Source organism: Solemya pervernicosa gill symbiont (genome assembly GCF_002020875.1).
In the GTDB taxonomy this organism is placed as follows: domain Bacteria; phylum Pseudomonadota; class Gammaproteobacteria.
In genome coordinates, this window is record NZ_MPRL01000039.1 from 1 (window position 1) to 24258 (window position 24258).

The following is a 24258-nucleotide window of genomic DNA, read 5'->3' on the forward strand; positions in this document are numbered from 1 at the left end:
TCTTCGTCGTTCGCTCTCGCTCTCAACTACGAATAGGCAGACGGCGTCGACTATCGCGGACTAACCGCCTTCGCTTCGCTATCCATGGCGGTCAGCGGCTGCGGCCTTGTCCAATTGCTGCAGTGGGATAATCAAGCTCGGTCCCGACCGACAAAACCAGTAACTTAAAGCGGTCTTTATTCTGCCATCATCTTTCAGGCCAACGCCGATAGATCAACAGTCGCAATATCGGAGTCGCATCGACGCGTTGAGTGGTATATGTTTCGCTGATGTCACTCCTCCCTCTCAACTATGTCGAACCGCTCTATCGCCCACCCAGCGAGGCGGGTTCACTGATTCTCCAGGCCACACTAGGCTGCTCCTGGAACCGCTGTGGCTTCTGTGAGATGTATCGCAGCAAACAGTTTCGCCCCCGCCCGGAGAGTGAACTGTTCGCTGAGATTGAAGCCATTACCAAGCTTGATTCACTCCCGCGAAAGCTCTTTCTTGCCGATGGCGATGCAATGGTGCTCTCCAGCCGTCGCCTGCTCTCTATCCTGCATAAGGTTCAAACCGAGCTACCGAAGGTAGGGCGAGTCTCTGCCTATGCAATGCCGAGAAACATCACAAACAAAAGCGACCGCGAGCTACGTGATCTTCGACAGGCGGGACTGCGCCTGCTCTATGTTGGTATCGAGTCGGGGGATAACGAGGTACTGCAGCGCATCGATAAGGGTGAGACTGCCGCATCGACCATCGAGGCACTCTGCCGCACCAGGGCTGCGGGCATCAAGCTCTCGGTAATGATCATCAACGGCCTCGGCGGTGCGTCGCTCTCCGAACGGCACGCCCTCCACTCAGCCGAGGCGCTCAACGCGATCCAACCTGAATACCTCTCGACCCTGGCACTGATGCTACCGGAGGGTGAACAGCGCTTCCGCGAAGGCTTCGATAGTGACTTTCAACTTCTGGAACGCGGCGCTCTGCTCTCAGAACTGGAGCAGTTCGTCAGCCACTGCGAGCTGAAAAACACCATCTTTCGCAGTGACCACGCCTCAAACTATCTGGCGTTGAAAGGGATATTGGGACGAGACAAACAGCGACTGCTCACTGAGATCCGCACAGCGATAGATACACCTGAGCACGCACCACTACGAGAGATGTGGCAGCGCGGCTTGTAGTCTGTTTGCATATTAGAGGTCCTACTCGGGCTCTTGGCTACCGGCAATCTTGCGGTAGATATAGCGAGGCGGCTTAATCAATAACGTCTCAATCATCCACCAGATCGCCAACACAACACGGCGTAGCAGGCGGTAGACCCACAGCACCACTGACGCGATAAAAGTAAACAGACCCAACAGGGGTACAAACAGCAAGGCAAAGAGCAGGCCACGCCACAGTGCGTAGCTGGCATAAAAGATCACATTGCCAAACTGCTCACGCCTCCTCGGCGGCCAGATCCTCTGCCACACCGAGCGAGTAAAGCTGAACGACATAAAGCCGAGTATCAGCGAGGCCAGCAGATACCACTGCACGTTGGAGTGGATCATCGGCACGATGCGTTGATCATATTCCCGTGCATGCTCCTGATCGGGACGAATAACGTGCACCGCATGCAACAGGCCATGCAGTGAAATATCGGTTATGACCGTCGCGGCCGACACGGGTGCCCCAGCCACAGGCTCTACGATCGGGCGGTAGGCGTTATTGCTGATCAGTGTCTGTGAGTTGCGAGAGGGATCGAACGTGAGTCTCATCGCCTCATCGCCACCGAAGCGCTGAAAGAATTTGGCCGTGTCATCGTAGATCATCGAAGCATCGAGACGCTGTAACAGCTGTTTACCCACCATTCTCGCTGCCTTCTGATCGACCGCATCAAGCACCACCAGATTAATGCTGTTCTCCTGCGCATGCTGTTTCAGTCGACGCAGATCAACGCCCTGTCCCTTCTGCCCTGCCACAAACAATTCATTGCCAGAAACCCTGCCTGGCACCACCAATGTCTGATGTTTGAGCCTGGCGGGATCATTAAGGAACTGTTCGATATCGATCGACGCCACCCGCGAACCACCCTGCCTGGATTTCAGTCCAGCACCGACGATATGCACGGCTCCAGAAGACCAGGGGCGCTGCAGATGCCAGACCGCCTGCTGCAATGCATCGACACCACCAACAGCAACCTCTACCCGCCCCTTAGCAACAGACCACCCTTCTGCCTTTTTAAGCCGATACGCCTGCTTCTTTCTCACCACATAGATCTCAAGATGAGGCGGCAACTCTAGAAACTTATCCAGGGATGATGGCAGGTCATCAACATCGATGAGCAACCGCAATTTATTCTTTCCTACGGCCTGCAGTGCATAGGGAGCACTGGGATCGATAATCGATTTATCTTTTAACTTAACCTTCCAGTTTCCCGACTCATCAAGATAGGGCGCGCCCACCAGGTCATCCTTGCCTCCCGGAAGATCGACATCATATTTAAGCGCAGGTGTATCGATATCGGCCTTTTTGCCCGCTTTCATTATGGCGCTAAGAAGACCGGCCTGAGCTGTACTGCTATAGAGAATCATCAGTAAGAGAGACAGGGCGAGCCATAAAAGGGATTGACCAGGTGTAAACCGAACAACACGTGCCTGCAGAGTATGTTCGTCAGGAAAATGCACCGACCTCATCCACTCAACCACTTATACATAACCAGTGCATCGACCAAACCCTCGGTAGGGTGATTGAACGCTTTCGGCAGCCGCCCCACCGTCTCGAAACCGAGCCTCTGCCAGAGCCGCACCGCCCCCTCGTTGGTGGTGGCAACAAAGTTGAACTGCATCGCCTTGAAACCGAGCTCAACGGCAACCTGCTGGGAGTGCTCACACATCGCTGTTGCAAGCCCCCGCCCACGCGCAGACGGTGCCACCATATAGCCGCAGTTACAGACATGACTGCCTGGACCACTCTGGTTGCTCTTGATGTAGTAGGTGGCGAGAATCTCTCCATCCTCTTCGACAACGAAGGTCTTGCGCGGCAACTCCATCCAGAGCTTCCTTCCCTGCTCCCTGTCGGTCTCGCGTGGATAGGCGTAGGTCTCGCCTGCAGCGGCGATCGGGTGAAAGATCGGCCAGATCTGTTCAAAGTCGGCAACGGTCGCTTCGCGGATCTTCATCACAGACTAACTCGCAGACGAGCCTTGCAGCCGCTCGCCATACTGCGCCATCCACGCACCGACCGCCTGAAGCGACTTAGGGGTCGCCTCCTCCTCGACACGGCGAATCAGCCCGTCGACAATCAGGTACCTCGCCTCTCCCTCCACCACCAGATCGGGGGTGCCAGCAAATGTGTAGGTCACCCGCCAGCGCCGGCTCAGCTGCGAGCCCTCTACCTGCGGTTCAGTGATCGCTTCTAGTCTTCTCGAATCGAAGCGACGATCAAGATTCATCACATCTTCACGAAGATAGTTGATGATCGCATCACGCCCCTCAAAGCGTGGATCTGGCCCACCCACGTTCAGATAGATCGCATCCTCAGCCAGCCACTTTGCCAGACGCGACCAATTATCATCGGCCACACACAGCTCAAAATCTGCAGCAAATCCCTTAAAGACCTCGATCACCTCCATGCCACTACCCCTTAATAATTAACAACGCGACCAAGGGAACGACATTGAAAATCATATAGAGAAGTTTGAAACCGCCAAAGAAAGCGTAGACCACGGTGTTGAATGTTTCTCGTGAGAGCGGGAAGAGGCGACTCTGCATGCGATAGATAAAGTCGGGCATTAAGACAAAAAAGAGAATCCAGACAAGGTAGATTCCACCGTTAATAATTGTGCACCACATAAAGAAGTCGGTTACCTGCTGCAGCCCCATCACTCCCCTCCCAATCTTATTTATTAATTTAGCGGTGAATCAGATTACAAACCGAGCACCTCGGCAAAGTGATAGCTGGTTTTATTCACGCCTTCACGCTCATAGAAACGATGTGCATCGGCGCGCTGCAGACCCGAATCCAGATGCAACTGGCCACATCCATGCTCTTTGGCATACAGGCGAAGCCATTCAATCAACTGACGGCCATACCCTTTGGAGCGACTGCTTGCCAGTGTCACCAGGTCATCAACATAGATAAAACGTCCCCAGGCGAGATTATGTCCCGGTCTGAATCCAGCCACTGCGACCACCTGCCCCTGAGCCTCGATATAGCTCAACCGATACCCGGCAGGCGACATTACGGCAACCCGCTCAACAAACTCCTGCTCATTCAGGTGGGTTCGCAGCTCACGCATAACGGTATAGCAGCTGCGAATCTCATGTTCCGTTTCTGCAATTTTGATCGTCATAAGATTAAAGATTCATCACGCCTACATTAGAAGAGATTCAAATAGTAGCTGATCACAGAACTGCGGTAACGATAACGCCAGCCACCGAGGGTGGCGTTGGTAAACTCCATATACTTTTCATGAACGTTGTCGTCATCGGGAACCATGTAACGCACAAAGACGATTACCCGCTCATTGGTCGACATACTTAGCAGTGGTTTACTGGTGCCGATCTTGAGAATAGAAATCGCCTCAGCACCGACCTTCTCCACATCGCCCTTAGCCATCGAGCCGCTCTCAAACTTCTGTCGCAGCTGACTGACCATGCCACCCGCATGATCACTCCACAGCTCCTGGCGAACCGCCTCTTCCAGCTCCGGATCACTGTTACCACCCATGCTGGCCAAACGAATACCGATAATAATCAGCGCCACCACACCGACAAGCAGCGCCATCGGACCACTAAATTGAAATGTCTTCTCCATCACACCACCTCAGTTGTTATTAGTCGAAATCATCTATGTTAACTGGCCGCCTCTGCGGTCTGCGCCGACGGAGAGCGACGACCGACAATCGCGGGTGCCTCCTGGATGAGTGCATCATCCTCCAGTGCCGTCACCATAAAGAGCGCGAAGTCGATACGACGAGTCAGGTTGCTCTCAAGCACTGCATCACCGACATGGCGACTCCAGACAGGCAGCCCCTGACTCTCACCCTCTTCCAGATCACTGCCACGCACCACGGTCCATTTTCTGTCGCTGGCAAAGATGCGACGACACGCCTCGACCTGATCATCGATGTCGACCAGACGGAAGAGGCGCATCAACTTGCCAAACACCGCCACTAACGCCCTAAAGGTAAATGAGTAGACGTCCTGACCGTCACGCGAGATATGCCAGCCACAGGAGAAGATTAGACGCGCATCGGCTGGTGCCAGATCAAGCACCGCCTGCGCCGTGCCGGATGAGTAGTCGTTCACCCCCCACGGCACCAGCACCGTCAGCACACCGTCGCACCCCTCAACCGCCCGTTCGATCACCTCCCGGTCATTGGTCGCACCGGGAATAATCGTGATGCGATCCCTGAAGGTGTCGAGCTTAGCAACGCTCTTCTCCCGGCAGACCCCGACCACCTCGTATCCACGATCGAGTGCATGCTGCACCATATATTGACCCAGCTTGCCGGATGCCCCGATGATACAAACTCTCTTCATCTTTAACCTCTCGCTCCCTGCCAGGTATCTAATCAGGACTCTATATTGACCTCTCTTACTCGGCCAAAAGTGTCACTCCCTCAGACAGGGTGACCGTCTTCGCCTCTGTTCTTTCGATGAGTTTAAGGATCGTCGTCTGCACGTTGACCTCTTCTCTGATATCACCCTCGGTCTCAAACTCCTGCTGCTGTGGCTTAAAGCCCTCTTCAGCCACAAACCCGACTATCACCTTGGTTGCCAGCGAATCATCAGGGCCGTAGTAATCAACGGAAATCAAAGGGTAGCCCTGAAAACCACGCTTCACCTTCTTCTCTATTCTTTTATGGCACTTATCGACATTCATACATTGCCCTTTTTATAGCAGATTAATCACTATTCACTCGTAAAGAGTCTAACGCGTGAGCATAAAACAGCTACATATCCAATCGAGGTTCTCATTATCAGTCAACGCCTCACTTGAATTCATCCCCAACCACTCATATTACAAAGATATGATTTGATCAGAGCGCTCAACCACACCACCCTTCTTACTCTCATATACAGTTAAGGGAAAGCGGAGATTCGGATGCAGTTACGACAACTCTTTGACCCCACCAGTAGCACTTACAGCTACCTGCTGTGGGATGAGACCAGCCTCAAGGCCGTCATTATCGATCCGGTGATTGAACAGAGCACACGCGACATCGCCTTGATCCGTGAACTACAGCTCAACCTGCTCTACTCACTAGAGACTCACATCCACGCCGATCACATTACCGGCGGATCCCTGCTGCGCGAAACATTCGGCTGTAAGCTTGGCGTTCACGGCAATGCAGACACCACCTGTACCGATCTCTTACTGGAGGATGGTGACAGCCTCGCCTTTGGTGAGCATGAACTGCGCGTGGTCCACACACCTGGACACACCAACACCGACATCAGCTATCTCACTGACGGTATCGTCTTTACCGGCGACACCCTGCTGATTCGTGGCAGTGGTCGTATCGACTTTCAATCGGGTGATCCCGGAAGTAGCTACGACTCAATCACTAACAAGCTCTTCACCCTACCCGAGCAGACCATCGTCTACCCCGCACACGACTACAGAGGGTTTCGCTCAACAACGATCGGTGAAGAGAAAAAGTACAACATGAGACTGGGTGGCGGTGTCAACCGCGAGGCGTATATCGATGAGATGAGATCCCTCAAACTCGAGAGACCGGAAAAGATGGATATTGCAGTGCCTGGTAATCTTCGATGTGGCGCTGACAAGTGATATCAGACCGTTACTCTCGATTATATAAAACCATGTAGGCATCCTACATCGCTATTGCTTAGTGCCAGAGAGATTTGGCCCAACTACACCGTCGATGACGAGCAGTTCGCTGATCTCACCAATACCCCGCTTAAGGGACATTTCTAACGGTGTCATTCCAAATGTATTAACAGAAGCTTTTGAAGCACCACAAGACAAAAGCAGCTCGACCGCTTCACGCGATGCAAACATAGCCGCCTCATGCAGAGGTGTGCTCTCCATATCACCGACAGCGTTAACCTCTGCACCCGCCTCAATCAATAACCTAATCGCCAGCTGATCATCCCACTGACACGCCAGATGTAGCGGCGTATCACCACCAGGTATCCTGGCGTTTATATCGATCTCTTTTGCAACGAACGGATCGTTCTGATCAAACGGAAACATCTCCGCCATGTAGCGAAGCAAGCCTCTAACATCAGACCAATCACCGGGGAGTCGCTATTTTTGCGGAAGCTTGTTTTGGGCATCCAAGCCCAAGCAAGCGGCAAATACTTAACGCGACCGTTTATGCCTACGGCGCCCCACTAACCGCCTTCGCTTCGCTATCCATGGCGGTCAGCGTTTGATTCCACGACTACACCACCTGGACAGGTTCTCTGGGCACGACATCCTGCCATCCCATCTAATCACCCATTCCAATAGTAATGAATATTTCTCACCAAACTGATTTTTTTAAATCGAGCGCACAAAAAAAGGGGGTGGATTGCTCCACCCCCTCTTCTAATCATGCTTGCTCTACACTGGGCGTCGATTACACAGCCACTCTTTAGAGAGTTACGCGGCAGCCTCTTCCTCAGGCTTCTCTTGCGCATCCTTCAGTTCCTTCAACTCCTGCTCAATTTCCTTCTTCTCCTGCTCGAGCTGCTTCTTCTCCTTACGGAGAGTAGCGAGAGCTGCATCAGCCTTTTTACGGGCATCGGCCTCATCCATCTTCTGCTTCTTCAGCGTCTTGAGCTTCTTCACCACATTCTCGGGTGTGTCAGAGAGGGTGGTGCTGATCGTCTTAATAGCACGCTCCTTCTCGGCAAGGCTATCCTTGATTTTCTGCATCTGCTGCGCGTGATTAGTACGGTCAGTACCAAGCTGCAGCTCAAGCTTCTCCTGCTTGGCTTTTGTCTCGGCAAGTTCAGCCTCAACACTCTCGAGTGTCTTTTTGGTTTTTGACAGTACCTGCTCAACCGCAGCAACAGAGAGTCTAGCCTCTTCCTGTGCATTGCTAATATTCACATCGGCGTCGGCGGAACGCTTGATAGCGGCGTCAAGCGCCACTTTAAGCTCTTCCGGGGTACAATCTTTGTCCAGCTTCAGCGCTTCAGTCGCTGCCAGCATCAGTACCTGCTTACTCACTGCGAGCTCTTTCCAGACACGGAGCTCCATTTCTGCTTCGGTTTCGGTCACATGTTCACCTAGGATGTTTAACTAAGAATATGAGCACTAAACAGAGGGGACGCGAGTTTAGACGCTCTTTTGAAAGATGCGAAATATTACACAAATTTCCACATCAATTCAATGAGATAAGAGAACACCCACCAAACGAAGAAGATTCATAGCCACTCTCAAACCGAGATATTTCACTATCAATACAACCACTTATTGGACACATCACATCTTCAGAGTGAAATATGTTCAGATTACGAGACAGACAGGGTCGACATAGGATCTCCGTGAATTTCAGGATATTTATCTGAAAAAGTGGCTCTGATGCCACCCCATCATTCAATCAGGAGGGGGCTGATAATCTGGATGCCAGGGTTCCAACGAACCTGCTACTCGTGCTGATTTCTGATGACAACCCATCACAAACAAACAGCTGTAACTATATAGAGCACACATCCCAGGATGCCTACGATCCGACCGCATCTATTCCGCGTGGGCGTTTAGTTCATGCCCACCCTACCTGGCTCAATAAAAAAGACGACTAGCCATCGATGACTAGTCGCCTCTCAGGAAGAGATTATTCTCTCTACTGGGGTGCAGGTACTACCGGTGCGCCGGGGAGTCGCTATTTTTGCGGAAGCTTGTTTTGGGCATCCAAGCCCAAGCAAGCGGCAAATACTTAACGCGACCGTTTATGCCTACGGCGCCCCTCGCTATCCATGGCGGTCAGCGGGAGCATAACCACGGGGAGGATATCCGTAGGGGGGATAGCCGTATGGGCCATAACCACCATATCCACCTCTGTTCCAGTTATTCCAGTTGTTCTGGTTTCTCCAGTCGTTATAGCCGCTACCATAACCACTGCCGCTACCTCGACCACTCATACCAAAGTTAAAGGAGCCATCGAGATCACCAGAACCATCACCCCAGCCTCCTCCTCGGTTATTCCAATTCCGGGGAGTCGCTATTTTTGCGAAAGTTTGTTTTGGGCATCCAAGCCCAAGCAAACAGCAAAAACTTCACGCGACCGTTTATGCCTGCTGCGCCCCGACCGTCCTGCGTACGTTGCGTAATCACCTCTTCGCGGCTCTACACAACTACCTCAGTGACTCTACGTCGACATAAAGCCGCTGCTGCATCTTCCAATTGTTACCACCCCAGCCAGGGCCATTCCACCAAGCCTGTGATGCCGTTGAAGCCGCAAGAAGTACCGCTGCAGCGGCAGTTAACTGAATGATCTTCATACCATTTCTCCCTTGAACGTCATTAATAATTTATTTCCGGCCGCTGCAATAAAGCAACACCGTAACAAGTGAGATATAGCCGAATTCTACAATTACTCAAGCCACGGGTACCCTATTAGTACGCCAGATTAAGCCTGATCTAATTACAGTTACGGAAATTAATCTTGAGCAAAATATTTGGCTAATCGAGGTAGCTGGGGGCAGCGTAAAACCCCTTAATCATAGATCTCGACTAGAGGCGCAAGACCAAGGCGTTCTTACACTACCCCCAATGAGCCTTATCTAAAACTTAGGCGTTGCTGAACTCTTCATTGTGAAAAGAGATACCAGCATTTAGGCAGATGCAGTGGGTGTTTAGTTGAATTATCACAATCTAGTTGATGTGGAAAATCTGTCACGGGAGCGGCCTCTTTCACATAATCATTACGTAGAAAAGTCAGTTCTGTGGTTTTAGGAATCACAATGTCATCAAGCCGTGTAGAACCGGAATAGTTGTTGGGGTGGTTATGCACACAAGTGTGCGTTTGCAAAATCTTATCAAACACCCGAGATCCCAACTCAAAGAAGGGAAGATTAAACAGCTGATCAAGCCCATGAAATTCTACAACGATAATTCTAAAGCGTTTTAACAACCGCTCTGACACGGAGAGGAACACTTCGTATTCCGCCCCCTCGACATCAATCTGCAGTATCAAATCACCTTCCGAGTCAGGCCGAGTCAAATCAACCCACTCATCCAACGTCATATGCGCTTCATTAGAAGCAGCACCGATAAACTTATCACTAAAGTGAAACAGGTCATTTGATACAGCAGGCTTCTCAACACTTGCATCAGCCATATACACGTCCATGCCACGATCTGCGCAATCACTCTCAAAGCCAGAGACAGATCCAACACCCGGTGAATAACAAGTCGCTATCCCATCAAGCACATCAGGAACAAGGTACCCACCGTCACGGTCAGGACCCAAACGAATTAACTCCTTTCCAAAACTGACGGGAGCCAAATGCTCAATCAAAGCAGTCACTTCATTTAATGGCGTACGCCTCACAGCAATCATATTTCGAGCGGCAAGGTACCTAGAGGCTAACTTCAACAGAAACCTTCTTATCGACATCCAGATTTAAACTACCTTATTTGGTTTTTTGCCTAACAATTATGGGTATTGATGATTTATCAACTTCACATTACAACCGAAACATTGTGGGGCAGTGCAATAACACCCCCAACCAAGCAACTCCGACCCGGATTATCTTACAATGCGTTTGGATCAAAATTGTGAGTCATATTCCTTGTTAAGCTGGCAATACCAATGTCATAGCCATAAACCAGCGTTACAGAAATGACATCCTTGTTTATCGTTGGAGCGTATTCGGTAGTAACTATCTTTGCATATCGTTTAGCCAGGAATTCATCTTCTATCCACTGCTCATCTATCCATACAGTTACAGAGACAAAATCTGTAGTAGATGATGATTCGGGGAGTCGCTATTTTTGCGGAAGCTTGTTTTGGGCGTCCAAGCCCAAGCAAGCGGCAAATACTTAACGCGACCGTTTATGCCTACGGCGGCGGTCAGCGCCGGACCCCACAAAAAGCGAAGCCCGGCTGATTCCCTGTCGTCCGATGCGCACATCCTGTGCTTATACAACATTCGGTTAGTACCTATTTATCCACACTTCGAATCACCACAATTCAAGCAAGTTAAGCAGCCGTCCATCATGATGGCTGCCTTGGTATGACACTTAACACAGAGCTTCGCACTCTCTGGGAAATCGCTGGCACCGCTCTTCTCAGCCTGTTTCACGGTGCTGTCGTACTGGGCGCGTTTCTCATCGATTAGTTTCTGCTGATGCTCATCTAGACCATCATCCTTAAGCATGCCGATCATGCGCAGGTGGCACTCGATGGCATCACCTATCTCGGCAACGAGTGATGGCATGTATTTACCGCCCTTCTTAAAGTAACCACCACGAGGATCGAATACAGAGCGGAGCTCTTCGACCAGGAAGGTGACATCACCACCCTTTCTGAAGACCGCACTGATGATTCGTGTCAGCGCGACGATCCACTGGAAGTGGTCCATGTTTTTCGAGTTGATGAAGATCTCATAGGGGCGACGTAGTTCGTGCTCGGTGGCCGGGTTGAGGATCACATCATTAATGGTGATGTAGAGGGCGTGCTCGGAGAGCGGGGTTTTGATCTTGTAGGTCGAGCCGAGCAGCATCTCGGGGCGCTCGATCTTCTCGTGCATGTGGATGACGTTATCTTCTTCACGACGATCCTGCTCATCAGCGTTGGCCTCGGTCTTCGCCTCGTTCTCTTTGGCGACGCTGAAACCAACGATCTTTTTCTCAATTTTGATAGACATCTTATCTACTCCTGAATCTTTTCCTGATGGGGTTGGCGCTGTGCGCCGGTTCGGTTCCGTTCCCTAGAACTTCCCGTAGTAACCCTCTTTCATTGCGTCGTAGAGATTGGCGGCGGTGTGCATCTCGCCGTCGTATTCGATCTCTTCATTACCCTTCACCTCGAGGATCTCACCACCGTCGAGTTCGAAGCGGTAGGTGGTGTTCTCCAGGTCCGCCTCTTTGACCAACACACCCTGGAACGCCTCGGGGTTGAAGCGGAAGGTGGTGCAGCCCTTGAGACCCTGCTTGTAGGCGTAGAGGTAGATATCTTTGAAATCTTCGTAGTCGTAGTCGGTTGGGACATTGGCAGTTTTGGAGATCGATGAGTCGATCCACTTCTGCGCCGCGGCCTGCACATCGACATGGGCACTCGGCTTGATATCATCGGCAGAGATGAAGTAGTCGGGCAGCTTCTCTTCGGCCTCTTCGGAGAAGGGCATCGCCTTGGCGTTGATCAGCTCACGGTAGGCGAGCAGCTCGTAGGAGAAGACGTCCATCTTCTCTTTGGTCTTCTTGCCTTCGCGGATGACGTTGCGGAAGTAGTGGTGGGCGAAGCTTGGCTCGATACCGTTACTGGCGTTATTGGCCAGACTCAACGAGATGGTGCCGGTGGGGGCTATCGAGCTGTGGTGGGTAAAGCGTGCGCCGTGCTCGGCGAGCTGCTCAACCAGCTCCGGCTCTACCTCTGCAACCTTCTGCATGTAGCGGCTGTACTTGGCATGCAGCGCGCTGCCCTTGATCATATCGCCCGGCTTGAAGCCGTCGGTAACCATCTCGGGACGCTTGAAGAGCATCTCGGGGGTGACTTCGAACTCTTCGATCAGGATCGGCGCGGCGCCCTTCTCTTTGGAAAGCTCCAGTGCACTCTTCCAGCCAACAATCGCCATCTCACGGGTCACCTTCTCGGTGAACTCGAGCGAACCTTCTTCGCCATACTTCATACCGAGCATGGTCAGCGTGGAGCCGAGGCCGAGATAACCCATGCCGTGGCGGCGCTTGGTTTCGATCTCTTTACGCTGCTGCTCGAGCGGCAGACCGTTGATCTCAACCACGTTATCGAGCATGCGGGTGAAGATGCCGACGGTCTTGTCGAAGTTTTCCCAGTCGAAGTGCGCCTCGTCGGTAAACGGATTAACGACAAACTGGGTCAGATTGACCGAGCCGAGCAGGCAGGAGCCGTAGGGGGGCAGACCCTGCTCACCACAGGGGTTGGTCGCACGGATGTTCTCGCACCACCAGTTGTTGTTCATCTCGTTGTACTGATCAATAAGAATGAAGCCGGGCTCCGCATAGTCATAGGTGGAGGCCATGATCACATCCCAGAGGCGCTTGGCCGGGACGGTGCGGTAGATGCGACAGGCGACCAGACCTGCCTCATTGGTGACGTAACCCTCTTTGGTCGACCAGTCACGCCAGATCACCTGCTCGGGATCGTTGATATCGAGCTTGTCGGTATCGACCTCTTTCTGATCAACCGGGAAGGCGAGCTTCCAGTCGATGTCGGCCTTGACCGCCTCCATGAACTCCTTGGTAACCAACAGCGAGAGGTTGAACTGGCGCAAACGTCCGTCCTCACGCTTGGCACGGATGAAATCCATCACATCGGGGTGACCGACATCGAAGGTCGCCATCTGTGCGCCGCGACGACCGCCAGCAGAGGAGACGGTGAAACACATCTTGTCGAAGATATCCATGAAGGAGAGCGGCCCGGAGGTGTAGGCACCCGCACCAGCGACAAAGGCACCCTTGGGGCGCAGGGTGGAGAACTCATATCCGATACCGCAGCCCGCCTTCAGCGTCAGGCCCGCCTCGTGAACCTTGGAGAGGATGTCATCCATCGAATCGCGCACGGTGCCGGAGACGGTGCAGTTAATGGTAGAGGTGGCGGGTTTGTGCTCCAGCGCACCGGCATTGGAGGTGATACGACCGGCGGGGATAGCACCGTGCCGCAGCGCCCAGAGGAACTTCTCGTTCCACTCCGCCTGCTTCTCGGGGGTTGTCTCAACCTCGGAGAGGGCGTGCGCTACACGTTTGTAGGTATCGTCGATATCACGGTCGACAACGGCACCATCTTTAGCCTTCAGACGGTACTTCTTATCCCATATATCGAGAGACGCGGACTGGAACGGAATTTCACTCACGTGACCACCAACACTATTAACCTGCACGGGTTTCATTAACGGAGACTCCCCTTATTATCGTATGGATACAGCAACGCTGCTGCATCAGACCCATTCCCTTGAAGACGGATTCTTGTTGTAAACGCCTCTACCACAAGATGTAGTGGCGAGATCCGAGTACTTTAGGCGTCAAACCCACACCTGTCAAGGGAGATTACACGATTATTACTCCATACAAAACAACGACTTACAAATTTTTCCAGTAGAATCATCAAGATAGAAACGATAGTTACAGCAAACCCCTACAACACTAGATCTAGTGGTCACTATAAACAGCTTATCCACAGCTTATTAACCCCTCAATGTGGACAAATTGTCGCATTATTCTGCTGAACAGGCCCCCACACACCCTGAGCACGCCCCTATCTGGAGATCAGTCAATTCGATTTCAGCGACCACGAAAAACACACCCAATAAACACGATTTGCCACAAAAACTGAGGCCGACTCAACGATCTGCACATGGCGCTCGAACAAGCGAGATATCCATTCAACCCTCTACCACCCAATAGGTAGGAGAGGCGCCTCGTTGCGAAACCAGATAACAGACAGTGAAACCAACTCCCACCAGCAAATATTTGTCTATTGCCGTTTGCCTGCCTTCTCTCCAGATCGATCCTTTATACTGATCGCCCAATTCGTTGTCCGAACTGAATCGTGAAACTATCGCCACTCCTCTTGCCGATCCTGCTACTTCTGCCGCTCCCCAGCCTGGCCGCAGAGACCCTTCGTCCCTTCAGCAGTGACGGCTGTAGCCTGTTTCCCGACGGCACCCTGTTTAACAACGAACTCTGGCTCAGCTGCTGCGTTGAACACGACCTGCGTTACTGGCGCGGTGGCAGCTATGCCGAACGCATCACCGCCGACCACGCACTTGAACAGTGTGTCGCGGCACGGGGCGAAGCGGGGGTGGCGGCGCTGATGTATAGCGGCGTGCGCATTGGCGGCTCCCCCTTCTGGCCGACCCTCTACCGCTGGGGCTACGGCTGGGATTTTCTGCGTGGCTACAAACCACTCTCTGCCGATGAGCTGAAGCAGGTGGAGCGTGAGCTGGCACGAGCAGGCAAGAGCGCCAATTAAGAAGATTTCGACGCCATTGGTGGGAGTGAACCCCATACCCCCGGATTGCGCGTTGCTCCATCCGGCTACAGGAGCTGCAGGACAATGCAGAATCGAAAACAGACGTATGAGAAAATGGCCGGATACCGATAGCGGCGGCCACCACGGTAGATGACGTAGCCCGGATGGAGCAACGCGCAATCCGGGAAGCCGCTCGGCCTACGAGAGCGTATTGGTACACCAACCGGCAAAACTAAAAACGAAATACAGATTGGAGATGATGTGACCTCAATCCCGTTACTCAACCTTGGTGAGCTGACCACCGAGCAGTTTCTCGCCGACTACTGGCAGCAGAAACCGCTGCTGATCCGCCAGGCCTTTCCCGGCTTCACCTCCCCCGTCTCTGCCGAGGAGCTGGCCGGGCTTTCGCTCGAGGAGGAGGTCGAATCGCGACTGATCATTGAGAAGGATGGTCTCAAGCCTTGGCAGATAGAGCACGGCCCGTTTGAGATTGAGCGCTTCGCTGAGCTTCCCGAAAGCCACTGGACGATCCTGGTCCAGGAGATCAACAAACACGTACCGGAGCTGGCGCTGCTGCAGGAGCGCTTTAACTTCATCCCCAACTGGCGTCTCGACGATGTGATGGCGAGCTACGCCCCCGATCAGGGCACGGTCGGCCCCCATGCCGATAACTACGATGTCTTCCTGATTCAGGCCCACGGCCAGCGTCACTGGCAGATCAATAACACCCCGCCCACCGATGAAGATCTGATCCCGGGACTCGACCTGCGCATCATGCGCCACTTCGAGAGCGAGCAGGATTGGGTGCTGGAGCCGGGCGATATGCTCTACCTGCCGCCGGGTGTCGCCCACCACGGTGTGGCGCAGGGCGACTGCATCACCCTCTCGGTCGGCTACCGCGCCCCGGCGGTGACCGATATCGCCTCCCACTTTCTCGCCGAGCAGATCGCCGAGATCGACCCGGAGCAGTTCTACAGCGATCCCCAGCCAGCGCCGCAGCCACATCCCGGCGAGATCAGCGCCGAGGCGCGAGAGAAGATTCGTCAGATCATCCGCAACCTGCCGCTCGATGACGCCACCATCGACCACTGGTTCGCACGCCACACCACCGACATTCGCCCCGGTCACACCCTGCCCGACCCGGATGAGGAGCTGACCCCGGCAGCGCTGCATGAACGGGTCACTGCAGGCGAGACGCTGTGGCGTAGCGAGTACTGCCGTTACGCCCACTACACCGACGAGTCCGGCAAGATTCGACTCTTTGTCGCGGGCGAGGAGCAACCGCTCGCAGCAGGGCTCGAGTTCGCCGCCACCCTGCTCGCCGGACAGCGCACCTACAGCGCCGTCGAACTCGTGCCGCTGCTCGGTCTGCCCGGCTTCTCAGAACTGCTCTGTGCACTGCACAACGAGGGCTGCCTCTACTTCCCCGAGGATGAGGACGATGAGCCGGCCTGAGTTCACGGTTCGCATTGCCGACTGGCAGCTCGACCGGAGCGCACTGCGCACCATCCGTGAACTGGTCTTCATGGTTGAGCAGGGGGTGAGCGAGGAGCTGGAGTGGGATGGTGAGGATGAGGCGGCGATCCATCTGCTCGCCTTTGATCACTCGGGTCAGGCCATCGGCACCGCCCGCATGCTCCATGATGGCCATATCGGTCGCATGTCGGTCGTAAAATCCCACCGCACCAGAGGCGTTGGCAGCGCGCTACTGCGCAAGCTGATCGAGATCGCTGAGGAACGTTCAATGCCCTCACTCAATCTCGACGCACAGACCCACGCGATCGGCTTCTATGAGCGCTTCGGCTTTACTGCCGAGGGTGATACCTTTCTCGATGCCAACATCCCCCACCAAAGGATGAGACGGGGTCTATAATCAGGCTGTATTAGTTGATCAGAATCACCACACACAATGTGTTTTCTAGTCAATTTGCCCGCGATAGGCATAGAATCGTGAGGGTGCCGCCATGGAAGCAGCCAAAACGTTCAGTGACACGAGCTCTGAAGGCTTAGAGTCCCCTGTCAGTCATTTAATAGAAGGGCGCCGCAACTTGGACAATCAACGACACCATCAGACTTTCTCCCACGATGAGGTGATCTTTTGTGAAGGCGATCAAGGCGATGTCGCCTATCTGGTTGAACGCGGCCAGATCGAAATATCCACCCAGGTCGACGATCGAAAACTGGTCGTTGCCGTACTGCAGAAGGGCGAGCTGTTTGGTGAAATGGCACTGATCGACGACAGCCTGCGCTCCGCCACCGCTACCGCTCTGGGCGAGGTGGATCTGGCGATCATCAGCCGCGAATACGTCAGTAACAAGATGAATAACGCCGACCCGCTGATCAACCTGCTGCTGCGGGTAATCCTACAGCGCTTCCGCAAGTTGCAGTGCCACGATAACGGTGCGGTTGTTGAAGACCAGAAAACCAACGAGTACTTCGAGAAGTTTCGTGAGAGTGCCGTACAGCGACTGAAGATGGAACAGGAGCTGCAAGAGGCGATCGAGCAACGCCATCTGGTGCTCTACTACCAACCGATCGTCTCAACCGCGACCGGCTATATTGGCGGTTTTGAAGCGCTGGTACGCTGGAACCATCCCGAGCGCGGCATGGTGCCACCCGACCAGTTCATCCCCCTCGCCGAGGAGTGCGGTCTGATCGTCCCACTGGGGCTCTGGGTGCTGCAGGAGGCGTGTAATACCCACGTCAAGATGCAGAGCATCTTCAAAGAGCACCACCCCCATATGCCGCCGCTCTACATGAGCATCAACGCCTCGGGGCGACAGTTTGCCGACCAGCACTTCATCGACGACATTCGTGCCACACTCGATGAGAGTGGTGCAGATCCGACTGAGATCAAGATCGAGATCACCGAGACGATGCTGATGGAAGACCCGAAACACGCCATCAAACAGCTGCTGGAGATCAAATCACTCGATTTGCGTCTCGCCCTCGACGATTTCGGCACCGGCTACTCCAGTCTCAGCTACCTGCAACACTTCCCCATCGACACCCTGAAGATCGACCGTGCCTTTGTCAGCACCATGCTCAAAGACCCGCGCTGCATGGCGATTGTCGACTCCTTGATTGGTCTGGCCCACAACCTTGGCATGGACATCATCGCCGAGGGTGTTGAGGAGGTACCAGAGTTCCACACCCTGCGCGACGCCAAGTGTGAATACAATCAGGGCTACCTCTTCTCCCGCCCTCGCCCGCAGGATGAAGCACTCGAACTGCTGGTGCAGGGCAACATCCCTAAAGGGTAGGCGCATACACCAAGCTCACAACATGACCATTTCTCAGTTCAGCAGGACCATCGTGGCGCTCCTGTTTGCCCTCACACTTACTGGCTGCGGCAGCGATCCCGACTCTGCCGAGACTCAGATTCGCGCCATGATCGATCGCACCGAAGAGGCGGCTGAGGCGCGTGAGCTGGGGACGTTTCGTACCATCCTTGCCGACGAGTTCAACAACCGCTCAGGCATCGACCGCAAGCAGGCGATCAACCTGCTGCGCCTGCAATTTTTCCGTAACAAACGCATCCACCTGTTGACCCGGATCAAATCACTCAAGATCGGTGAAAACGACGATGTGGCAGAGATGGTATTGATGGTGGCGATGGCAGGACAGCCAATCGGCAATCTCGATGCGCTGGTCAATCTGCGCGCCGATCTGCACCGCTTCGATCTACTGCTGATGAAGATCGATGATGATTGGCAGATCGTCGAGGCAACCTGGCGTCGCGCCAGCTCACTGGAAGAGATGCGTAGCAGTGGTGATTAAATCGCCCAGCGACATCACACCCTCAGAGACCACATCAGAGTCGATCTACCGACAACGGCGACGCTTTCTGCAGCAATCAGCCGCACTGCTCGGCTCCGCCCTGCTCCCCACCACACCACTGGCCGCCGCGCCGCGCTCCCCCTACTCGACCGATGAGCCGCTCACCCCGCTCAAGTCGATCACCAGTTACAACAACTTCTATGAGTTCGGCACGCAAAAGGGAGACCCATCACTCCGGGCAAGCGCCCTCGAGACCGAGCCCTGGTCGGTAAGCATCGATGGCGAGGTCGCCAAACCGACCCGCTTCACGCTTGAGGATCTGCTCAACCCCTTCTCTATGGAGGAGCGTAACTACCGCCATCGCTGCGTGGAGGGGTGGTCGATGGTGATCCCCTGGCTGGGCTTCCCGCTGGCAGCGCTGATCAAACGCGTGCGCCCCACCTCGCGTGCAAAATATGTCGCCTTCACCAGCCTCTACGATGCCGACCGACCGCTGCCGGGACAGCAGCGCCGTTTGTTGAAATGGCCCTACCAAGAAGCGCTACGTATCGATGAGGCGACCCACCCTCTCACCCTGCTCGCCACCGGCCTCTATGGCGACCCGCTACCAAACCAAAACGGCGCGCCACTACGACTGGTCGTGCCGTGGAAGTATGGTTTTAAGAGCATCAAATCGATCGTGCGCATCACCCTGACCGAGCAGCGCCCCAAGACAACCTGGAATGAGATGTCGGACGACTATGGTTTCTACGCCAACGTTACCCGCGAACATCCCGAGTTCAAATGGAGCTTCAACCGCGAGCGACGCATCGGTGAACTGCAAAAACGCGACACCCTACCCTTTAACGGCTACGCTGAGCAGGTCGCACAGCTCTACCCCAACGGCGATCCCGATCTAAATCTACGACGAGCCCATCGGCGCTAAGCTACTCCACCTAGCAGACTGCTTGAGTACCCACTGTGATCCATTTCGCAATTCTGCGAAAAAGTTTACTATCCTTGAATGTAAGGGATCCGCATTGAGGTTAGACGCCTCACTGTGAGGGGCCACAGGACGACCGTAACCAATAATAATTAGCGGAACTCTACAATGAGCAGACTACAGAAAAACCCGAACACCTTTACCAGCTTTCGCCTTGTCTACGCGATTATCTTCTTGGTGATCGGATTCTCATTCGCCATCATCGGCATGCTGATCAGCAACCATCCGGAGATGGTCACCTGGCTACCCTATATTCGCCCTGAAGCGGGGCTGCCACTGGTCTTCTCCGGTGTAATCAGTGTCGCCTTTGGTATCGGTGCACTACACCTGATTCTCAACCGGCGCATGGATAAGTCGGAGCGTCGCCAACATCAGATGCCGATCGGTTTTGCCGATCGTCGCAGTGGTCATGAACGGCGCTACCACGACGAGAGCTGAGCCAGACTCAGAGCGCTCTCGCCTCGACCATCAGCCCATTTCGCTCAGGCGAGAAGCGGCGCAGAATCCACAGACCCGGAATCGCAATCAGGGTGCAGACAATAAAAAAGCTGAACCAACCAACCCCTTCGGCCAGATAACCGGTCGGTGCCGAGGCGATCACTCGTGGTATTCCCATCAATGAACTAAGCAACGCGTACTGGGTCGCCGTGAAACGTTTATTGGTCATGCTCGCCATGAAAGCGACATAGGCTGCCGTACCCATCCCCCCGGAGAAGTTCTCGAAGGCGATCACCGCCGCCAGACCACTGAGAGAGTTACCCATCAGCGCCAGCACTGAGAAGCCTGCGGTTGAAATCGCCTGTAGAAAACCGAATAACCAGAGTGAGCGGAAGATTCCCAGTCGCAGGATCATCACACCACCAACCAGACCACCGATGATCGTCGCCCAGAAACCAAACAGCTTCGCCACCGCACCCACCTCGGTCTTGCTAAAACCGATCTCCAGATAGAAGGGCATGGTCATGGCGCTCGCCATCGTATCGCCCACCTTGTAGAAGAGGATGAAGGCGAGAATCCAGAGCGCCTCGGGACGCTGGAAGTAGTCGACAAAGGGGTCGATCACCGCCTCACGTAGCGTCTTGGGCGTCCCCTCCGCCTCCACTGGTTCACGCGCCAGCAGGGTGGTAACGACGGCAATCAACATCGTCGCCGCCATGATTAGATAGACCGTCTGGAACGAGACGTGATCGGCCAGAATCAGGCCGCCACTACCGGCCAGCAACATACCGATACGATAACCGTTCACGTAGAGCGACGAGCCGAGCCCCAGCTCCTCATCGCGCAGATCCTCACGACGATAGGCATCAACAACAATATCCTGTGAGGCGGAGAAGAAGGTGACCAGCAGCGCGACAAAGGCGAGCAGCCACGGCTGTTCAACGGGATTGACCATGCCGAGAGTAGCGATCGCCACCATCAGCAGCAGCTGTGCCAGCAGTAGCCAGCCACGGCGGCGTCCGAAGAGCTTCAGGGTAAAACGGTCAAATATCGGAGCCCAGAGAAACTTCAGCGTGTAGGGGAGGCCCACCAGGGCGAAGAGACCGATGGTACCGAGATCGACCCCCGCATCACTCATCCACGCCTGCAGCAACGAGATCGTCAGTAGCAGTGGCAGACCACAGGCAAAACCCATCGCAAAGGCGACCACCATTCGCACACTGAAGATCGAACGCACCATCTCATGCATCGACCGTTCACTGCCTTCACTCTGCTTTGAATCCATCATCTACCCCGTGATTAACCGCGCCAGTCTACTTGGCTGCTCGCTTCGACTAAAGCAGCTCTCTCCAGTTCCATTGTCACCGCTCGACCACTCACCTATGCTCAATCCCTTCTTGATCGGATAAGGGACTATCCATGCGCACCACCGCGCTGCTTCTACTACTGACACTCACCGCGACGATTAATGCCGAGATCTATCGCTGGCGCGATAGTAGTGGTCAGCTCCATTTCGGTGATCGTCCCACCTCTGGCGCGGAACAGGTAACACTACCCGGTATCGACCTTGAGCGGTCACGTTATCCGCTCGACAAGGTGATTGATGGCGACACCATCCGCCTCAAGGATGGACGCAGTGTGCGGCTACTCGGCATCAACGCTCCCGAGGTGGCCCACCACAACAGCCCCGCACAGAGCGGTGGCGACGCGGCGAGAGAGGCATTAGTCGCACTACTGCCCGAGAAGAGTGTCATCCTGGAATTTGATCGCGAACGCCACGACCACTACGACCGCCTACTCGCACATCTCTTCAACGATGATGGCGAGAACATCAATAGTAAGCTGCTTCGCCAGGGTATTGTTTATCAGGTTGCCCGACCTCCCAATCTCAAATATGCCGACGACTATCGGAGCGCCGAACAGCAGGCACGTCGTGAACAGCTGGGCATCTGGATGCTTGATGAGTACCAGCTCACCCCAGCCAGTGGGGCGGACAAGTTTCGTAACAGCTTTCGCCGTCTCACCACCCAACTGATCAGCATCAAAAAACGGCGCAAATATAGTGAGGTTGAGTTTGAGGGGCCGCTTACCGCCAGAATCGAAAATAGTCTTCTCGAACAGCTAATGGCAGCAGTACCGGGACTACGCCAACCGGGCACGCCCCTGGTTATCCGCGGCTGGGTCGGCACCCGTAGCGGCATACCCTCGATCAAAATCACCCACGCCTCTCAGTTTGAATCGACGCAGTGAGAAGAGAGTCGCCTGTAGTTTGATACGCCTGCAGCCGTGTTAGAATCTTGCGCCACCGAATACCGGTCCAAACACTGACTTCAGGAGTAAACCCATGTCGCTGCAACAGTACCAATCCGATTTTCTCGACTTCGCTATCGAGGTCGGCGTACTTCGCTTCGGTGAGTTCACCCTCAAGTCGGGCCGTGTCAGCCCCTACTTCTTCAACAGCGGCCTGTTCAACACCGGTGCTGCACTGGCCAAGCTGGGGCGTTATTACGCCGCCGCCCTGGAGTCGAGCGGCATCGACTACGACATGATGTTCGGCCCCGCCTACAAGGGCATCCCACTGGTTGCGGCAGCATCAATCGCACTGGCCGACCACCACGACCACAACGTCCCCTACTGTTTTAACCGCAAAGAGGCGAAGGATCACGGTGAGGGTGGTAGCACCGTCGGCGCCGAGCTGAAGGGCAAGGTAATGATCATCGATGACGTGATCACCGCCGGTACCGCGATCCGTGAGTCGATGGCAATCCTCGAGGCAGCGGGCGCTAAAGCGGCAGGCGTGGCAATCTCACTCGATCGTCAGGAGCGCGGCACCGGTGAGACCTCGGCGATCCAGGAGGTCGAGGCGAGCTATGGCATCAAGGTGGCGAGCATCGTCACCCTCAACGACCTGATCACCTATCTCGACGGCAGAGGCGGCATGGAGAGTGAGCTCGAGGCGATTCGCAACTACCGCACCGAGTACGGCATCAAACTCTAGCAGACCGTGAAATTACTACTCACGCGACATGATTCGGCGTTGAAATCACCCTCAAAATGCTCATTTACTGTAAGTAAACTGCGCTTTTTCGGCCAATTTCGCCCTGTCTCATGCTCGCCTGAGCGCATTTCAACACTCCGCTAACTAACCAACGATTAGCTTCAACCCCACAAGCAGGGTAATCACCTCAAATCCGCGCTTGATCCAGCGACTCCCCTTCTTGATCGCCATATGCGCACCGATGTAACCCCCCAGCAGCGAACCGGCCAGCAGTCCAAGCGTCACCGCACCAGTACCGTTCCAGAACATGCCGACCAGAATCAGCGTGTAGGCGACCGCACGGCGGTAGTCGAGACCAAACCAGCGCACCAGCCAGAGAGTGACGAACAGACCGGTTCCCGAGGTGAGCGAACCATTGAGCACGCCGATCAGAAACAGCACACCACCACCGAGCAGGTAGCCGCGCCGATTGCGGTTAATCGGTGCATGCTTTTCACCAAGACCCGGATTGAGCCAGGAGTAGAGCCCCAACCCCATGGTCAGCACACCGAGTGCCATCTGTGCGGTTCTATCTGGAATCTGTAACACCAGCATCGCCCCCACCACCACACCGGGCATGCCGGTGGCGAGGATAAAGAGGGTGAAGTTGCGCTCCAGCGCCCGCTCACGCGCATGACGGATGGTGGCACCGATACCCAACGCCACGCTCGCAACCTTGTGGGTCGCCAACGCCAAAGCAAAGGGTAGACCGAGAAAAATCAACGCGGGCAGCTGAATCAGCCCCGCGCCCCCCCCCCGGAGAAGGCGGAGAAGATGTTCGCAACCAACGAGATGAGAAACAGCAGAAGTTGTTCGGTAAGCTCCACGATTACTATTATCCCGTTTTAATCATCGACTTGCATCACACCATTCAACCTGATTGAATGACAAAAAGTTCAAGGAACCCTTGCTAAATTGTGGACTCATAGG

The 24258-nt window shown here is 54.4% G+C and carries 27 protein-coding genes and 1 pseudogene; 11 read left to right on the top strand and 17 right to left on the bottom strand.

Features of this window, described 5'->3' with window-relative positions; genetic code table 11:
* Positions 1–269: 269 nt before the first annotated feature.
* A complete protein-coding gene (locus BOW52_RS09735; protein ID WP_078483890.1) occupies positions 270–1160 on the top strand; it encodes a radical SAM protein in 891 nt (296 codons plus the stop codon).
* Between the two features lie 21 nt (positions 1161–1181).
* Here BOW52_RS09735 and BOW52_RS09740 read toward each other — a convergent pair whose 3' ends face one another.
* From BOW52_RS09740 to BOW52_RS09775, 8 genes are all read right to left on the bottom strand, one after another.
* On the bottom strand, positions 1182–2552 hold the full coding sequence (locus BOW52_RS09740; RefSeq protein ID WP_172840288.1) for a hypothetical protein: 1371 nt from the start codon (positions 2550–2552) through the stop codon (positions 1182–1184).
* A 98-nt stretch (positions 2553–2650) separates the two neighbouring features.
* Positions 2651–3139 (bottom strand): GNAT family N-acetyltransferase, encoded by a 489-nt coding sequence (locus tag BOW52_RS09745; protein ID WP_078483892.1) that lies wholly within the window; start codon positions 3137–3139, stop codon positions 2651–2653.
* A 6-nt stretch (positions 3140–3145) separates the two neighbouring features.
* Complete coding sequence (locus BOW52_RS09750; RefSeq protein ID WP_078483893.1) at positions 3146–3592, bottom strand: nuclear transport factor 2 family protein; 447 nt, start codon at positions 3590–3592, stop codon at positions 3146–3148.
* Between the two features lie 4 nt (positions 3593–3596).
* Positions 3597–3842 carry a DUF6868 family protein gene (locus tag BOW52_RS09755; RefSeq protein WP_078483894.1) on the bottom strand — a complete coding sequence of 82 codons (246 nt, stop codon included), beginning with the start codon at positions 3840–3842 and terminating at the stop codon, positions 3597–3599.
* A gap of 44 nt (positions 3843–3886) precedes the next feature.
* The gene (locus tag BOW52_RS09760; protein WP_078483895.1) at positions 3887–4312 is read right to left on the bottom strand and encodes a GNAT family N-acetyltransferase; all 426 of its coding nucleotides are present in this window, start codon (positions 4310–4312) and stop codon (positions 3887–3889) included.
* Between the two features lie 26 nt (positions 4313–4338).
* Positions 4339–4776, bottom strand: coding sequence for a hypothetical protein (locus BOW52_RS09765; protein ID WP_078483896.1), 438 nt, complete (start codon positions 4774–4776; stop codon positions 4339–4341).
* Positions 4777–4814: 38 nt separating this feature from the next.
* Positions 4815–5504: an NAD(P)-dependent oxidoreductase gene (locus BOW52_RS09770; RefSeq protein ID WP_078483897.1), complete on the bottom strand. Its 690-nt coding sequence runs from the start codon at positions 5502–5504 to the stop codon at positions 4815–4817.
* 55 nt (positions 5505–5559) lie between these two features.
* On the bottom strand, positions 5560–5847 hold the full coding sequence (locus BOW52_RS09775) for a hypothetical protein (RefSeq protein WP_078483898.1): 288 nt from the start codon (positions 5845–5847) through the stop codon (positions 5560–5562).
* 222 nt (positions 5848–6069) lie between these two features.
* Here BOW52_RS09775 and BOW52_RS09780 point away from each other — a divergent pair, with 222 nt between their 5' ends.
* Positions 6070–6759 carry an MBL fold metallo-hydrolase gene (locus BOW52_RS09780; RefSeq protein WP_078483899.1) on the top strand — a complete coding sequence of 230 codons (690 nt, stop codon included), beginning with the start codon at positions 6070–6072 and terminating at the stop codon, positions 6757–6759.
* Positions 6760–6810: 51 nt separating this feature from the next.
* Here the strand turns inward: BOW52_RS09780 and BOW52_RS09785 are convergent, their stop codons facing one another.
* The 7 genes from BOW52_RS09785 to BOW52_RS09805 form a co-directional block, all read right to left on the bottom strand.
* The gene (locus tag BOW52_RS09785; protein ID WP_172840289.1) at positions 6811–7185 is read right to left on the bottom strand and encodes an ankyrin repeat domain-containing protein; all 375 of its coding nucleotides are present in this window, start codon (positions 7183–7185) and stop codon (positions 6811–6813) included.
* Between the two features lie 390 nt (positions 7186–7575).
* Positions 7576–8199 (bottom strand): hypothetical protein, encoded by a 624-nt coding sequence (locus BOW52_RS09790; RefSeq protein ID WP_135622245.1) that lies wholly within the window; start codon positions 8197–8199, stop codon positions 7576–7578.
* Positions 8200–8891: 692 nt separating this feature from the next.
* Positions 8892–9185 (bottom strand): sulfur globule family protein, encoded by a 294-nt coding sequence (locus BOW52_RS17030; protein ID WP_172840290.1) that lies wholly within the window; start codon positions 9183–9185, stop codon positions 8892–8894.
* Positions 9186–9275: 90 nt separating this feature from the next.
* On the bottom strand, positions 9276–9422 hold the full coding sequence (locus BOW52_RS17035) for a hypothetical protein (RefSeq protein WP_172840291.1): 147 nt from the start codon (positions 9420–9422) through the stop codon (positions 9276–9278).
* A gap of 308 nt (positions 9423–9730) precedes the next feature.
* On the bottom strand, positions 9731–10483 hold the full coding sequence (locus tag BOW52_RS09795) for an FkbM family methyltransferase (protein WP_236725696.1): 753 nt from the start codon (positions 10481–10483) through the stop codon (positions 9731–9733).
* Between the two features lie 607 nt (positions 10484–11090).
* Complete coding sequence (locus BOW52_RS09800) at positions 11091–11792, bottom strand: TSCPD domain-containing protein (RefSeq protein ID WP_078483902.1); 702 nt, start codon at positions 11790–11792, stop codon at positions 11091–11093.
* Positions 11793–11855: 63 nt separating this feature from the next.
* Complete coding sequence (locus tag BOW52_RS09805) at positions 11856–14009, bottom strand: adenosylcobalamin-dependent ribonucleoside-diphosphate reductase (RefSeq protein WP_078483903.1); 2154 nt, start codon at positions 14007–14009, stop codon at positions 11856–11858.
* Positions 14010–14668: 659 nt separating this feature from the next.
* On the opposite strand from BOW52_RS09805, the gene BOW52_RS09810 reads away from it, so the two are divergent.
* From BOW52_RS09810 to BOW52_RS09840, 7 genes are all read left to right on the top strand, one after another.
* Positions 14669–15091, top strand: a complete 423-nt coding sequence (locus BOW52_RS09810; protein WP_172840292.1) for an FAD-binding oxidoreductase — start codon at positions 14669–14671, stop codon at positions 15089–15091.
* Positions 15092–15352: 261 nt separating this feature from the next.
* Positions 15353–16546, top strand: coding sequence for a cupin domain-containing protein (locus tag BOW52_RS09815; RefSeq protein ID WP_236725697.1), 1194 nt, complete (start codon positions 15353–15355; stop codon positions 16544–16546).
* A complete protein-coding gene (locus BOW52_RS09820; RefSeq protein WP_078483905.1) occupies positions 16533–16964 on the top strand; it encodes a GNAT family N-acetyltransferase in 432 nt (143 codons plus the stop codon). Before BOW52_RS09815 ends, BOW52_RS09820 begins: the two co-directional genes overlap by 14 nt.
* 175 nt (positions 16965–17139) lie before the next feature.
* Positions 17140–18354, top strand: coding sequence for an EAL domain-containing protein (locus BOW52_RS09825; RefSeq protein ID WP_172840293.1), 1215 nt, complete (start codon positions 17140–17142; stop codon positions 18352–18354).
* Between the two features lie 22 nt (positions 18355–18376).
* A complete protein-coding gene (locus BOW52_RS09830) occupies positions 18377–18871 on the top strand; it encodes a hypothetical protein (RefSeq protein ID WP_078483907.1) in 495 nt (164 codons plus the stop codon).
* The gene (gene msrP, locus BOW52_RS09835; RefSeq protein WP_135622249.1) at positions 18861–19796 is read left to right on the top strand and encodes a protein-methionine-sulfoxide reductase catalytic subunit MsrP; all 936 of its coding nucleotides are present in this window, start codon (positions 18861–18863) and stop codon (positions 19794–19796) included. The genes BOW52_RS09830 and msrP overlap by 11 nt, the downstream gene beginning before the upstream one ends.
* Before the next feature lie 165 nt (positions 19797–19961).
* Complete coding sequence (locus BOW52_RS09840) at positions 19962–20291, top strand: hypothetical protein (RefSeq protein ID WP_078483909.1); 330 nt, start codon at positions 19962–19964, stop codon at positions 20289–20291.
* A 7-nt stretch (positions 20292–20298) separates the two neighbouring features.
* Here the strand turns inward: BOW52_RS09840 and BOW52_RS09845 are convergent, their stop codons facing one another.
* The gene (locus BOW52_RS09845; RefSeq protein WP_236725698.1) at positions 20299–21579 is read right to left on the bottom strand and encodes an AmpG family muropeptide MFS transporter; all 1281 of its coding nucleotides are present in this window, start codon (positions 21577–21579) and stop codon (positions 20299–20301) included.
* Between the two features lie 131 nt (positions 21580–21710).
* Here BOW52_RS09845 and BOW52_RS09850 point away from each other — a divergent pair, with 131 nt between their 5' ends.
* Together BOW52_RS09850 and pyrE are read left to right on the top strand one after the other, a co-directional pair.
* Positions 21711–22541: a thermonuclease family protein gene (locus tag BOW52_RS09850; RefSeq protein WP_078483911.1), complete on the top strand. Its 831-nt coding sequence runs from the start codon at positions 21711–21713 to the stop codon at positions 22539–22541.
* A gap of 100 nt (positions 22542–22641) precedes the next feature.
* The gene (gene pyrE, locus BOW52_RS09855) at positions 22642–23289 is read left to right on the top strand and encodes an orotate phosphoribosyltransferase (protein ID WP_078483923.1); all 648 of its coding nucleotides are present in this window, start codon (positions 22642–22644) and stop codon (positions 23287–23289) included.
* Between the two features lie 144 nt (positions 23290–23433).
* Here pyrE and BOW52_RS09860 read toward each other — a convergent pair.
* A pseudogene (locus BOW52_RS09860) lies at positions 23434–24155 on the bottom strand (sulfite exporter TauE/SafE family protein).
* Between the last annotated feature and the right edge of the window lie 103 nt (positions 24156–24258).